The sequence below is a fragment of the Actinoplanes aureus genome (assembly GCF_015704865.1).
In the GTDB taxonomy this organism is placed as follows: domain Bacteria; phylum Actinomycetota; class Actinomycetes; order Mycobacteriales; family Micromonosporaceae; genus Actinoplanes; species Actinoplanes aureus.
Map to the genome: position 1 here is coordinate 1 of NZ_JADQTO010000001.1, position 13,162 is coordinate 13,162.

13 protein-coding genes are annotated in these 13,162 nt (G+C 70.1%); 9 read left to right on the forward strand and 4 right to left on the reverse strand.

Going from position 1 to position 13,162, the window contains the following annotated elements; translation table 11 throughout:
- Positions 1–77: 77 nt before the first annotated feature.
- Both I4J89_RS00005 and I4J89_RS00010 read right to left on the reverse strand, forming a co-directional pair.
- The gene (locus I4J89_RS00005; protein WP_196411685.1) at positions 78–1,610 is read right to left on the reverse strand and encodes a YifB family Mg chelatase-like AAA ATPase; all 1,533 of its coding nucleotides are present in this window, start codon (positions 1,608–1,610) and stop codon (positions 78–80) included.
- Complete coding sequence (locus I4J89_RS00010) at positions 1,610–1,969, reverse strand: YraN family protein (protein ID WP_196411686.1); 360 nt, start codon at positions 1,967–1,969, stop codon at positions 1,610–1,612. The genes I4J89_RS00005 and I4J89_RS00010 overlap by 1 nt, the downstream gene beginning before the upstream one ends.
- Before the next feature lie 146 nt (positions 1,970–2,115).
- On the opposite strand from I4J89_RS00010, the gene I4J89_RS00015 reads away from it, so the two are divergent.
- From I4J89_RS00015 to I4J89_RS00050, 8 genes are all read left to right on the forward strand, one after another.
- Positions 2,116–2,745: a hypothetical protein gene (locus I4J89_RS00015; protein WP_196411687.1), complete on the forward strand. Its 630-nt coding sequence runs from the start codon at positions 2,116–2,118 to the stop codon at positions 2,743–2,745.
- A 239-nt stretch (positions 2,746–2,984) separates the two neighbouring features.
- Positions 2,985–3,908, forward strand: coding sequence for a 30S ribosomal protein S2 (gene rpsB / locus I4J89_RS00020; protein ID WP_196411688.1), 924 nt, complete (start codon positions 2,985–2,987; stop codon positions 3,906–3,908).
- 77 nt (positions 3,909–3,985) lie between these two features.
- Positions 3,986–4,816: a translation elongation factor Ts gene (gene tsf / locus I4J89_RS00025; RefSeq protein WP_196411689.1), complete on the forward strand. Its 831-nt coding sequence runs from the start codon at positions 3,986–3,988 to the stop codon at positions 4,814–4,816.
- Between the two features lie 103 nt (positions 4,817–4,919).
- Positions 4,920–5,681 carry a UMP kinase gene (gene pyrH / locus I4J89_RS00030; protein WP_196411690.1) on the forward strand — a complete coding sequence of 254 codons (762 nt, stop codon included), beginning with the start codon at positions 4,920–4,922 and terminating at the stop codon, positions 5,679–5,681.
- A 59-nt stretch (positions 5,682–5,740) separates the two neighbouring features.
- The gene (gene frr, locus I4J89_RS00035; protein ID WP_196411691.1) at positions 5,741–6,298 is read left to right on the forward strand and encodes a ribosome recycling factor; all 558 of its coding nucleotides are present in this window, start codon (positions 5,741–5,743) and stop codon (positions 6,296–6,298) included.
- A complete protein-coding gene (locus I4J89_RS00040; protein ID WP_196411692.1) occupies positions 6,298–7,365 on the forward strand; it encodes a phosphatidate cytidylyltransferase in 1,068 nt (355 codons plus the stop codon). Before frr ends, I4J89_RS00040 begins: the two co-directional genes overlap by 1 nt.
- Before the next feature lie 24 nt (positions 7,366–7,389).
- Positions 7,390–8,568 (forward strand): dual-specificity RNA methyltransferase RlmN, encoded by a 1,179-nt coding sequence (gene rlmN, locus I4J89_RS00045; RefSeq protein WP_196411693.1) that lies wholly within the window; start codon positions 7,390–7,392, stop codon positions 8,566–8,568.
- A 37-nt stretch (positions 8,569–8,605) separates the two neighbouring features.
- A complete protein-coding gene (locus I4J89_RS00050; protein WP_196411694.1) occupies positions 8,606–9,814 on the forward strand; it encodes a DivIVA domain-containing protein in 1,209 nt (402 codons plus the stop codon).
- A gap of 53 nt (positions 9,815–9,867) precedes the next feature.
- Here the strand turns inward: I4J89_RS00050 and I4J89_RS00055 are convergent, their stop codons facing one another.
- Positions 9,868–10,137: a DUF2631 domain-containing protein gene (locus tag I4J89_RS00055; RefSeq protein WP_230858144.1), complete on the reverse strand. Its 270-nt coding sequence runs from the start codon at positions 10,135–10,137 to the stop codon at positions 9,868–9,870.
- A gap of 97 nt (positions 10,138–10,234) precedes the next feature.
- On the opposite strand from I4J89_RS00055, the gene I4J89_RS00060 reads away from it, so the two are divergent.
- Positions 10,235–11,785 carry a Rieske 2Fe-2S domain-containing protein gene (locus tag I4J89_RS00060; RefSeq protein ID WP_196412200.1) on the forward strand — a complete coding sequence of 517 codons (1,551 nt, stop codon included), beginning with the start codon at positions 10,235–10,237 and terminating at the stop codon, positions 11,783–11,785.
- A gap of 123 nt (positions 11,786–11,908) precedes the next feature.
- Here I4J89_RS00060 and I4J89_RS00065 read toward each other — a convergent pair whose 3' ends face one another.
- Positions 11,909–13,162, reverse strand: coding sequence for an RNA polymerase sigma factor (locus I4J89_RS00065; protein WP_196412201.1), 1,254 nt, complete (start codon positions 13,160–13,162; stop codon positions 11,909–11,911).

Below are 13,162 nucleotides of genomic sequence, written 5' to 3' on the forward strand. Positions count from 1 at the left end.
CCACAAGGTATGACAAGCTCGCCGTGCGCTACGAAGCCACCGTCACCATCGCCGCCATCAACCAATGGCTCCGCGCCCTACGAAACACGGCCTAGCAGCTCCCCCATGCGGAGCTGATAGGCCTCACCCACATCACCCGCGTTCGGCCGCTCCCGCCCGTCCAAATCGCAGATGGTCCAGGCCAACCGCAGGATGCGATCAAAGCCGCGAGCCGACAGCGCCCCGCGGTCGAGAGCACGGTGCAGGATGCCGGTGTCCCGGGCCGGCAGACGCCAAGGTGGTCGGCGCAGATGCGGGCCGGGCACGTCGGCGTTGACCCGCCAGCCGCCCGCGGACCAGCGGCTCGCGGCGGCGGCTCGGGCGCGGGCCACCCGGGCCGCTACCGCGGATGAGGACTCGCCGGGTTCGGAGGCGCCGATCAGCTGCACCGCGGTCAGCGGCAGCACCGTGATCTTCATGTCGATCCGGTCGAGCAGGGGGCCGGAGAGGCGGCCCAGGTAGCGCCGGCGTACCACGGGGGTGCAGCCGCAGAGCTGGTCGCCGGCGGGGGAGGCGCACGGACAGGGGTTGGCCGCGATCACGAGCTGGGCCCGTGCCGGGTACTCGGTGGTGCCGCGAGCTCGGGAGATGACGACCCGTCCGCTCTCCAGCGGCTGGCGCAGCGCCTGCAGGGTCGCCTGGGCCATCTCCGGCACCTCGTCCAGGAAGAGCACGCCCCGGTGTGCCAGCGAGAGGGCGCCCGGCCGGCCCAGGCCGGTGCCGCCGCCGACGAGGGCCGCCAAGCTGGCGCTGTGGTGCGGCGCCTGGAATGGCGGGCGGCGGATCATCCGGCCGTCGGGCGGTAGCAGGCCGGCGATCGACTGCAGGGCGGTGACCTCCAGGGCGGCCTCGTCGTCCAGTTCGGGCAGGATCGACGGGAGGCGCTCGGCGAGCATCGTCTTGCCCGCTCCGGGAGGGCCGAAGAGGGCCAGGTGGTGGCCGCCGGCGGCGGCGATCTCCAGGGCGTACCGGGCGGTCTGCTGGCCGGCGACGTCGGACAGATCCGGGCCGCCTGCCGGCGGTGCCGTCGGCGCGGATGGTGGGTCCAGGAGCGGGGCGGTTCCCCGGACGTACTCGACCAGGCGGTGCAGCGAGTCGACCGCGCGTACGGCCACGCCGGGCACCACCATGGCCTCCCGGGCGTTGCCGAGCGGCACGATGACCCGGGTGATGCCGGCCCGGGCCGCCGCCGCGACCATCGGCAGGACACCGCGGACCGGGCGGACGGTGCCGTCGAGTCCGAGTTCGCCGAGGAGCACCACCCCGTCCAGCGGGGCCGGCGGCAGTTCGCCGGCGCCGGCGAGGAGTGCCGCGGCGATCGCCAAGTCGAATCCGCTGCCGTGCTTGGGCAGTGCGGCCGGGAGGAGGTTCACCGTGATTCGGCGGTTCGGCCATTCCTGGCCCGAGTTGACCATGGCGGCGCGAACCCGGTCTCGGGCCTCGTTGAGCGCGGTGTCGGGCAGCCCGGTCAGGACGACCGCCGGCAGCCCGGTGGAGAGGTCGGCCTCCACCTCGACCAGGTGACCGGCGACCCCGACCAGGCCGACGCAGAGCACGCGGGCGTAGCTCATCAGAACGCCGACCGGATGTGGACGAGCCGGGTGGCGCCGCGGGGTTGCGGGAGCACTTCCACCACGTCGAAGCGGATCTGCCGTGGGCGTACCCCGCTCTGGGCCAGCCATCGGCCGGCCAGCAGCCGCAGCTTGCGGATCTTGCGGTGATCCACCGCGGCGGCCGGCGGACCGAAGGTCGCCGTGCGCCGCGTCTTCACCTCGCAGAAGACCACGTCGTCGCCGTCGCGCAGGATGAGGTCCACCTCGCCGTCAGCGCACCGCCAGTTGCGATGCAACAGGATGAGGCCGTCGTCCGCCAGGTGCCGGGCGGCCATCCGCTCGCCGTAGTCACCGACCGCCCGTCGCTCAGTCGTCATGAGCCGGGACGCTGGCACAGATCCGGTGACGCTGCGCGGCGCCCTGTGGACAGCCCGTGATTGTGGATCGCCGTTCGACACCCGTCCCGGTGTGATAAGCGCGAGGCGGTGGATCGAAACCCGTCGGTCGCTTACGGTGCCAAGACGTGGAGCATCGATACGCCGACGATTCCGAGCCCAGTTGGTACACCGGCCGCCGTTACACCACAGAACCGGATGACTCCGAGATATCCGGTTCCTTCCGGCTGCCGGAGCAGAGAGAGCCCGCGGCAGCCGCGCCGGAGACCGGGGCCGCGTACGAGGCCGTACGCATCCCGGTCCGCGGTCCGGAATATCCAGCGATCCGTCCGACGCCCGCGCCGGAGAGCAAGCCCGCGCCGGAGAGCAAGCCCGCGCCGCAGGGCATGCCGGTGCCCGAAGCCGCACCACCGATGGGCGAACCGACCAGCCTCATCCCACCGGTTGTCCCGAACCACCCGACCGACGGGGTGTATCGCACCCGGCGCCCGATCTCCTCGGTCATCCTGACCGTCGCCGTGGTGATTCTGCTCCTACCGGTCCTCCGGCTGCTGGCCGGCGCGACCTTCGCCGGTGACCCGACCCCACGCGACATCGTCCCGGCGGTTCTGCTCACTCTGGGTCTCGCGCTTACCGGTTTCGGGCTCTTCGCGGCCGGCGGTGGTGCGATCAGCCGCGACTCGTGGCTGCGCGCGCCGATGGCCTACCTGCCGGCCGGCCTCATCCTCCTGCTCGCGGCCGGCCTCGCCGTGGCCTGACGGCTCCGGCGCTGATCCCGCCCCCCGGGCGGTCGCACCGCTTGGCGTATGCTTGTCGACGGCGACCGCCCAGGCGGTCGACCTCGCGCGCCCTCCGACCGGTGATCAACCAGTTCCGGTCGGCGGCGGCCCTCCCTGGTCCCGATCTTCGTCGGGCCCGACCGTGGCCGCTGCCCGGGCGCCAGGACGCTCACCGCCGGTGAGCGTGACAACCAGGGAAGATCAGGGAGTTACCCACCATGGCCGTCGTGACCATGCGCCAGCTGCTGGAGAGCGGTGTCCACTTCGGGCACCAGACCCGGCGCTGGAACCCGAAGATGAAGCGCTTCATCTTCACCGAGCGCAACGGTATCTACATCATCGACCTGCGCCAGACCCTCGACTACATCGAGAAGGCGTACAGCTTCGTGCGGGACACCGTCGCCGAGGGTGGCCACATCCTCTTCGTCGGCACCAAGAAGCAGGCGCAGGAGGCCATCGCCGAGCAGGCGACCCGGGTCGGCCAGCCGTACGTGAACCACCGTTGGCTCGGCGGCATGCTGACCAACTTCCAGACGGTGTACAAGCGTCTGCAGCGGATGAAGGAGCTCGAGGCTCTGGGTGACCTGAGCGGCACCGCCGCCGGTTACACCAAGAAGGAGACCCTCCAGCTGTTCCGCGAGAAGACCAAGCTCACCAAGACCCTGGGCGGTCTGCGTGACATGACCAAGACGCCGTCGGCGATCTGGGTCGTGGACACCAAGAAGGAGCACATCGCCGTCGACGAGGCCCGGAAGCTGAACATCCCGGTCATCGCGGTGCTGGACACCAACTGTGACCCGGACGAGGTCGACTTCCCGATCCCGGGCAACGACGACGCGATCCGTTCCGCCGAGCTGCTGACCAAGGTCATCGCCGCGGCGGTCGCCGATGGTCTGATCGCCCGCTCCGGCCGTGGCCGCGGCGGCGCCGACGAGAAGCCCGAGGCGGGCACCGTCGCCGCCGGCGAGCCGCTGCCCGAGTGGGAGCGCGACCTCTACGAGGGCGCCGAGAAGAAGGCCGACGAGGCCGCCCCGGCTGCCGCCGCCGAGCCGGCTGCTGCTCCCGCTCCGGCTGCCGACGAGGCCGCCCCGGCCGCCGCTGCCGCCGCCCCGGCCCCGGCTGCCGCCGTTCCCGCCGAGTAAGTCCACCGACGTGCTTCCGGCCGCCGCCGCACGGAGGGCGGCGGCGGCCGATTCCGACTGACATCGAGAGAAGAGCCATGGCTAACTTCACCGCCGCGGACGTCAAGAAGCTCCGCGACCTCACCGGTGCCGGCATGATGGACTGCAAGAAGGCGCTCGACGAGGCCGACGGCGACTTCGACAAGGCCGTCGAGTTCCTGCGCATCAAGGGCGCCAAGGACGTCGGCAAGCGGGCCGGCCGCACCGCCGCCAACGGCATCGTCGCCCACTCCGGCAAGGCGCTGCTCGAGCTCAACTGCGAGACCGACTTCGTCGCCAAGACCACCGACTTCGTCGAGCTGGGCCAGCGTCTGGTCGCGTTCGGTGAGCAGAACAAGCTGGCCGACGCCGCCGCGCTGCTCGCCGCCACGCTCGAGGACGGCAAGACCGTCGCCGAGACCGTGCAGGACTACGCCGCGAAGATCGGCGAGAAGATCGTCGTGAACCGCTTCACGGTCCTCGACGGCAACGTCGCGGTCTACCTGCACCGCAAGGCGCAGGACCTGCCGCCGCAGGTCGGCGTGCTGGTCGAGTACAGCGGCAAGACCGACGAGGCCGGTGACGCGGACGCCCGTGGCGTCGGCATGCAGATCGCCGCGATGCGCCCGAAGTTCCTGACCCGCGAAGAGGTCCCGGCCGAGACCGTCGAGACCGAGCGTCGCGTGGCCGAGCAGACCGCTCGCGAGGAGGGCAAGCCGGAGCAGGCGCTGCCAAAGATCATCGAGGGCCGGGTGAACTCCTTCTTCAAGGACTTCGTCCTGCTCGAGCAGGCTTCGGTGGTCGACAACAAGAAGACCGTCAAGCAGGTCCTCGCCGAGGCCGGTATCGAGGTCACCCGGTTCGTCCGCTACGAGGTCGGCCAGGAGTAAGGCTCCGTTCTTCATTGGCACGGGAGGTCGGGCACGCGATTGCAGCGTCCGGCCTCCCGGTCGCATAGGGTCTGCTGTTGAAAGGGAAGGGAAGGCGGGTCTCATGACGATGGTGACCGAGCAGTCCGCCACGGTTGACGATCACAACCCGCCGACCTCGCGGCCGAGGCGGGTCGTCCTCAAGCTCTCCGGCGAGGTTTTCGGCGGTGGCGCGGTCGGCGTCGACCCCGACGTCGTGCAGGCGCTGGCGCGGCAGATCGCCACCGTGAACCGGCGTGGCATCCAGGTCGCCGTGGTGGTCGGCGGCGGCAACTTCTTCCGCGGCGCCGAGCTGCAGAAGCGCGGCATGGACCGTAACCGGGCTGACTACATGGGCATGCTCGGCACGGTGATGAACTGCCTCGCCCTCCAGGACTTCCTGGAGAAGGAAGGCATCGAGACCCGCGTTCAGACCGCCATCACGATGGCACAGGTCGCGGAGCCCTACATCCCGCTCCGCGCGATCCGGCACCTGGAGAAGGGCCGCGTCGTGATCTTCGGTGCCGGCGCCGGCATGCCGTACTTCTCCACCGACACCGTGACCGCCCAGCGGGCGCTGGAGATTCACGCCGACATGGTGCTGATGAGCAAGAACGGCGTCGACGGGGTCTACACCGCCGATCCCCGCGTCGATCCGGACGCGCGCAAGCTGGAGAACATCACCTTCCAGGAAATCCTCCAGCGCGGGCTGCGGGTGGCCGACCAGGCCGCGTTCAGCCTGTGCGAGGAGAACAAGCTGCCGATGCTGGTCTTCGGCGCGGACGGTGACGACACCATCGTGCGCGCGTGCGCCGGCGAGAAGATCGGCACCCTCATCACCGCGTGAGCGGCCGGACGTCCCCACATCCCGCACCACCGAAGACAGCAAGGAGGCGAGAAGAGCCGGTGATCGAGGAAACCCTCTTCGAGGCCGAAGAGAAGATGGACAGCGCGGTCGAGCACGCCAAGGAGGAGTTCGCCGCCATCCGTACCGGCCGGGCCACTCCGGCGATGTTCTCCAAGATTCTGGTCGACTACTACGGCGCGCCCACGCCGGTGACGCAGATGGCCTCGGTCGGCATCCCGGAGCCGCGCATGGTGCTCGTCAAGCCGTACGACGCGTCCCAGCTCGGACCGATCGAGCGTGCCATCCGTGACTCGGACCTCGGTGTCAACCCCAACAACGAGGGCACTCAGCTGCGCATCCACCTTCCGCAGATGACGGAGGAGCGGCGCCGCGAGATGATCAAGGTGGCCCGCCACAAGGCCGAGGAGAGCCGGGTCGCCATCCGTAACGTCCGCCGCAAGGCGAAAGAGCAGCTGGACAAGCTGGTCAAGGACGGCGAGACGGGTGAAGATGATGGCCGTCGTGCGGAGAAGGAGCTCGACGACCTGACCCACCGCTACGTCGCGGTCGTCGACGAGCTCCTCAAACACAAGGAAGCTGAGTTGCTCGAAGTCTGATGTCGTACCTCGATCCGCGTGCCGGGCAGGCCTCCGGCGACGACACGAGCGTGCCGGCGCCGTACGTCTACGACCCCTCCGGCGTTTCGCCGGCCGACTCGGTGTACCCGGGTCCGGCCTGGCACGCGGACGAGCCGGCGGGCGCCGACCCGCCGGTGGCCGTACCGATGACCGTGCCGGACCAGGCGCCGAAGGGCGCCAAGGGCAAGCGCCGGGCCGGCAAGGGGCAGAAAGAGGGCCCCAGCCGCGCGGGTCGCAACCTTCCGGCGGCCATCGGGGTGGGGCTCAGCCTCGGCGTGCTCGTGCTCGCCTCGCTGCTCATCGAGCCGAGGGCGCTGCTCGTGGTTCTGGTCGCGGCATCGGGGGTGGGCGTCTGGGAGATGACCCGCGCGCTGTCGGTCACCGGAAGCCGCCCTCCGCTCGTCCCGCTGATCGCCGGTAGCGCCCTGATGGTCGGCCTGGCGTGGTGGGCCGGTCCGGACGCACTCGCCATCGGCCTGCTGGTCACTGTGGGTGCCGCGATGCTGTGGCGGCTGGCGGACGGCGTCGCCGCGGTGAAGCGGGACTTCACCCCGACCGTGCTGACCGCCGTCTACGGCCCGTTCCTGCTGAGCTTCGCCGCGATGCTGGTGCAGACCGACAGCAGTGAGGACTCGAAGGCGGGCGCCTGGCGGGTGATCTGCACGCTGGCCGCCGTTGTGCTTTCCGACACTGGCGGTTACGCCTCCGGCGTGTTCCTCGGCAAGCACCCGATGGCCCCGAAGATCAGCCCGAAGAAGTCCTGGGAGGGCTTCGCCGGCTCGATGACGGCTGCCGCGATCGGTAGCAGCGCGCTCCTTTTCTTCCTCCTGGACGTGCCGGTTTACTGGGGTTTGCTATTCGGTGCGGTGATTTCGGTGGTCGCGGTTCTGGGCGACCTGGCCGAGTCGATGCTCAAGCGGGACCTGCGGATCAAGGACATGAGCAACCTGCTGCCCGGCCACGGCGGTCTGATGGACCGGCTGGATTCGATCCTGTTCGCCGTGCCCACCGCGTACCTGCTCTTCTCGATCATCACCCCGAGTTAGCAGGCGTGAGAAGCTGGATATGCCATGACGATTCTTCCGGTCATTCCCATCAGCCCCGATCAGCCCGACGCGGTGACCACCCGTCGCCGTCCGAGCATGCCGCCGCGCCACCTCGCCGACCTGGATCTCGCAGGCCGCAGGAGTGCGGTCACCGGCCTCGGCGAGCCGGCCTTCCGCGCGAAGCAGATCTCCACCCACTACTTCGGCCGTCTGGTCCGGGACGCCGCCGAGATGACTGATCTGCCGGCCGCCACCCGCGACCGCCTCACCGCCGACCTGCTGCCAACGCTGCTCACCCCGCTGCGGGAGCAGGCGTGCGACGAGGGCGCGACGCGTAAGACGTTGTGGCGTCTGCACGACGGCGCGCTGGTGGAGAGCGTGCTCATGGGGTACCCCGATCGGGTGACCGCGTGCGTGTCGAGCCAGGCGGGCTGCGGCATGGCCTGTCCGTTCTGCGCCACCGGCCAGCAGGGCTTGACCCGGAACCTGTCGGTGGCCGAGATCGTGGACCAGGTCGTCTATCTGGCCGGCGTGGCCGCTTCGGGCGCGGTCACCGGTTCGCCGCCGCGGCTCTCCCGCGTGGTTTTCATGGGTATGGGCGAGCCACTGGCGAACTACCCGCGCGTGATCGAGGCCGTGCGGCGGCTCACGTCGCCGGCGCCGGAGGGTCTGGGGCTGTCACAACGGCACATCACCGTGTCCACGGTGGGTTTGGTGCCCGCAATGCGGCGGTTGATAGCCGAACAGCTCTCTGTGACTCTTGCGTTGTCACTGCACGCCCCCGATGATGATCTGCGCGATGAGCTTGTGCCCGTCAACCAGCGTTGGAAGGTGGCCGAGGTGCTCGATGCCGCGTTCGATTACGCGGCTCAGACCGGCCGTCGGGTCTCCATCGAATACGCCCTGATCAGGGACGTAAACGATCAGCCCTGGCGTGCCGACCTGCTCGGCCGCCTTCTGAGCGGCAAGCTGGCCCATGTGAATCTCATCCCGCTCAACCCGACGCCGGGCAGCAAGTGGGATGCGAGCCCCAAGCCGGTTGAGCGCGAGTTCGTCCGTCGGCTTCGAGAGGCCGGCGTCTCGACGACTGTGCGGGACACGCGGGGGCGGGAGATCGACGGCGCATGCGGCCAACTGGCCGCGGGAGAGCTGACGCACGCGAGCGCAGGGGGCGCCGCAGCCGACGCGGAGGTGGCACAGTGACTGGGCGCAGGTCCCAGCGAGCGGAGTGGGAGACGTTGTGACGAGTCAGGGACAGCGTTTCCGGCGGCGTGCGCTGCGGCGCGGCTACAAGGTCGACGAGGTCGATGCCTTCCTGGACCGGGTCGAGGCGACCCTGGCCGGTGAGCAGGTCGGTCCGCCGGTCGGCGCGCAGGAGGTGCACGACGTCGTCTTCCGGGTGCGCTTCGGCGGGTACGACGAGTGGCAGGTCGACCTGCACCTGGACCGGGTCGAGCGGCAGCTCGCCGAGTTCGAGGAGCGGGGCGGCCGTCCGGCACCCGACCCGATGCGTGACTCGATGCGGAGCGGGCTCTCGGCCCAGCAGGCCCCGGCCGGCCCACCCGGCATGGGTGGCCAGGGTGGCTTCGGCGGCCCGCAGCAGGCTCCGGGCGGCTTCGGCCAGCCCCAGCAGGCGCCCGCCGGCCCGCCGCCCGGGATGGGCCCGGGACAGCCGCAGTTCGGCGCCGCGGCCGGCATGGGCGGGCCCGGCATGGGACAGGCTCCCGGCCGGATGGCGCCCCCGACCGAGCGTCTCCCCGCACCGGTTCGGGACGACCGGATGATGCCTCCGCAGATGCCGCAGCGCCAGCAGCAGCAGCTGCCGCCCTCGGATCCGTACGGCGGGCGGTACGACGAGCCCACCGGTTACGGCCAGCAGCAGCAGCCCCCGCAGCGGCCCGGTCCGCCGCCCGGATACGGCGGCCAGAGCGGCGGCGGTTACGACCAGGGTGGTTACGACGAGCCCACCGGCTTCGACGGTTTCGAGCCGGGCCGGCACGGTCGCGCCGACATGACGGCCGAGATCCGGATGCCGGACCGGGACCAGCGCGGTGGCTACGGCGGCCCGCAGCAGCAGATGCCGAACGCGATGCCGGGCTCGCCGATGTCGGGTGCCCCGATGAGCGGCCCGCCCGGTGGTGGCGGTGGCTACGGCCCGCCGCAGCCGCAGCTCGGTCCGCCGCTGGGCGAGCCGGGTGGCGAGCTGTACCGGGTGGATCAGCTGCGGCGGACGTTCCAGCCGCGTCGCTTCGGCAGCGGTTACGACCCGATGCAGGTGGATCGCCTCTTCGAGGGCATCCTGCAGGCGATGACCGGCCGGGGCCCGATGCCGGTGAACGAGAACGACCTCGACATGCTCCAGTTCGGCCTGGTGCCGAACGGCTACTTCGAGGCCGAGGTCGACGCGGCGCTGCGCGAGGTCAAGGACATCCTGCTGCGCCGGCGCTGACCCACGACAACGAAAAGAGGGGGCCTAGGCCCCCTCTTTTGCTGTGCGGCGGGTTACTGGTCGTTGGGGCGCAGTCCGGCACGGCGCAGCACGACGTCGCCGATCACCACGCCGATCAGCCCCAGGGCGATCAGGACGAGCCAGACCTTCTCGGTGTTGCCCTGCTGGTTGCCCCAGAAGAAGAGCAGCAGGATCACGGCCGAGATGATCGCACCACGCTGGGCCCGCTTGCGGTTTCCCGGCTTGAGCTGGTCCGGTGCGTAAACCTCTTCGTGGTGTTCTTCCGCGGCCACGGGCCGGTCCTCCTCGTCGATGTTCGCCAACGTCGGATCTCAGTGTGTCACGGGGTCGGCGGGCGGCACCCGGCAACCCGGTTGTACTTTCAAGAGCGGTCAGAATCCGAATTTGAGGAGCGATCTAGTGCGGATCACCGGCACCGGCCACGCGAGCATGCGGATCGACACCGCCGCCGGCAGCATTCTGTGCGATCCGTGGGTGAACCCGGCGTACTTCGCCTCGTGGTTCCCCTTCCCGGACAACTCGCAGCTGGACTGGGAGACCCTGGGCGACGTCGACTACCTGTACGTCTCCCACCTGCACCGGGACCACTTCGACGCGGAGCACCTGAAGCGGTTCATCAGCAAGAAGGCGACCGTCCTGCTGCCGGAGTACCCGACCAGTCAACTCGAGGACGAGCTGCGGGAGCTGGGTTTCACCAGCTTCCTGCGGACGAAGTCCGACGAGGTGCACGAGCTGGACGGCGGCCTCAAGGTGATGATCCAGGCGCTGATCAGCCCGACCGACGGCCCGATCGGTGACTCGTCACTCTGGGTGGAGTACGACGGCATCCGCGTGCTGAACCAGAACGACGCCCGCCCGGCCGACCTGACCCGCTTCAACGAGCTGGGCCACGTGCACGCGCACATGCTGCAATTCTCCGGCGCGATCTGGTACCCGATGGTCTACGAGCTGCCGGAGAACGCGAAGACCGCGTTCGGCAAGCAGAAGCGGGAGCGGCAGTTCGACCGCACCTGGCGCTACATCGACGACCTGAAGGCCGACCACGTCTTCCCGATCGCCGGCCCGCCGTGCTTCCTCGACGACGAGTTGTGGCAGTTCAACGACATCCACGGCGACGAGGGCAACATCTTCCCCGACCAGTCGGTCTTCATGTCCGAATACGCCAAGGTCGGCGGCACCAACGGCATCGTGCTGCTGCCCGGCAGCGTGAGCGAAATCAACAAGGACAAAAGCGCGACCACGACGCACCCGGTGCCGATCGACGAGTTCTTCGCCAACAAGAAGCAGCACCTCGAGGAGATGCGCGAGCGCAAGCGCCCGATCATCGAGGCCGAGAAGGCGTCCTGGCGGCACCCCGAGATCGACGTGCTCGGTGAACTGAAGAAGCGGATCGAGCCGCTGCTCGAAGAGTCGATCTACCTGGCCAAGGGCGTCGGCGGCCCGGTCCGCTTCGACCTGGTCTCCTACGAGGGCGAGGAGATCGAGTCGATCGTCGTGGACTTCCCCGGCAAGCAGGTCCGTCCCTACGCCGACGAGAAGGTCCGCTACCGCTTCCGCACCCAGCGCGAGCTGATCGAGCACCTGATCTTCATCGACGAGGGCGACTGGGTGAACTCGCTCTTCCTCTCCTGCCGCTTCTCCGCGGCCCGGATCGGGCAGTACAACGAGTTCGTCTACGCGTTCTTCAAGTGCCTGTCCGAGGAGCGCCTGCAGTACGCCGAAGGCTGGTACGACGAGCACGAGAAGGCGGTCGACGCCGAGGACATCCAGTTCGGCGACTGGACCGTGCAGCGCCGCTGCCCGCACCTGAAGGCCGACCTGTCCCGCTTCGGCATCGTGGACGGCAACGTGCTCACCTGCCAGCTGCACGGCTGGAAGTTCGACCTGCCCAGCGGCCGCTGCCTGACCGGCGTCGGCCACAAGATCCGGGCAAGCAGAACCGAAAGCTGAAAACCTCTTTCTGGTACGCGCCACGGGTCCCCAACCGCAATTGAGCCGTCCCCCGGCTCCCGCGCGACCTCAGTGCCCCGCACGGCCCCAGCGCGACCGCCGGGCCGATGCGGGCCACCGGGTTCAACCGGGCTCGCCGAGCCGGGCCGCTCGCAGGGCGAGGTAGTGCTGCTCGGGGAGGCTGGTCGTCCGCTTCGCCGCGGTGCGGTAGTGCTCGGCGGCGGCCCGCCGGTCGCCGGCCATCTCGTACAGGTGGGCCCGGGCCGCGTCCAGGCGGTGGTGCCGGGCCAGTCGCGGGTCCGCGTCGAGCGCCGCCAGGGCGTCGAGCCCGGCGAGCGGGCCGTGCACCATGGCGAACGCGACGGCGCGGTTGAGGGACACCACCGGGTTGGCCGAGAGGCGTTCCAGCACCTCGTACAGCGCGAGGATCTGGGGCCAGTCGGTCTTCTCGGCGGTCGGCGCCTCGTCGTGCAGCGCGGCGATCGCGGCCTGGATCTGGTACTGGCCGACCGGCCCACGGGGCAGCGCGTGGGTGATCAGCGCGACGCCCTCGGCGATGGCGCCGGCGTCCCAGCGGCTGCGGTCCTGGTCGGCCAGCGAGATCAGTTCGCCGTTCGGGCCGGTACGCGCCGGGCTGCGGGCGTCGGTGAGGAGCATCAGCGCCAGCAGGCCGGTGACCTCGCTGTCGCCGGGCAGCAGCGCGTGCACCGCCCGGGCCAGCCGGACCGCCTCCGCGGACAGCTCCACCCGACGCAGGTCCGGCCCGGCGCTGCTGGTGTGCCCCTCGTTGAAGATCAGATAGAGGACGTGCAGAACGGCGGCGAGCCGGCGCGGCCGGTCCTGCGCGTCCGGCATCCGGAACGTGCTTCCGGCGGCCTTGATGCTCTGCTTTGCCCGGCTGATCCGCTGCGCCATGGTGGACTCGGGAACGATGAAGGCCCGGGCGATCTCGGCGGTGGTCAGACCACCGACCGCCCGCAGGCTCAACGCGATCGCCGAGGCCGTCGACAGTACCGGGTGACAGCACAGGAACAGCAGGACCAGCGTGTCCTCCCGCTCAACGGCCGTCTCGAGATCCGCCGCCGGCGCCGACAACCGGTCGGTGGGCTCACGCCGGGCGACCAGTTCCTCCCGCCGCCGCCGGGCCTGCTCGCTGCGTACCTGCTCGATCATCCGGCGGTAGGCGGTCTGGATCAGCCAGCCTCGGGGATTGTCCGGCCGTCCCTGCTCCGGCCACTGCGTGATGGCCGCCAGCAGGGCCTCCTGCACCGCGTCCTCGGCCGCCGTGAAGTCGCCGAACCTGCGGGTGAGCACGCCGAGAACCTGCGGCACGAGATCGCGCAGCAGGTCCTCGGCGAGTCGGTCAGGGGTGTTCAG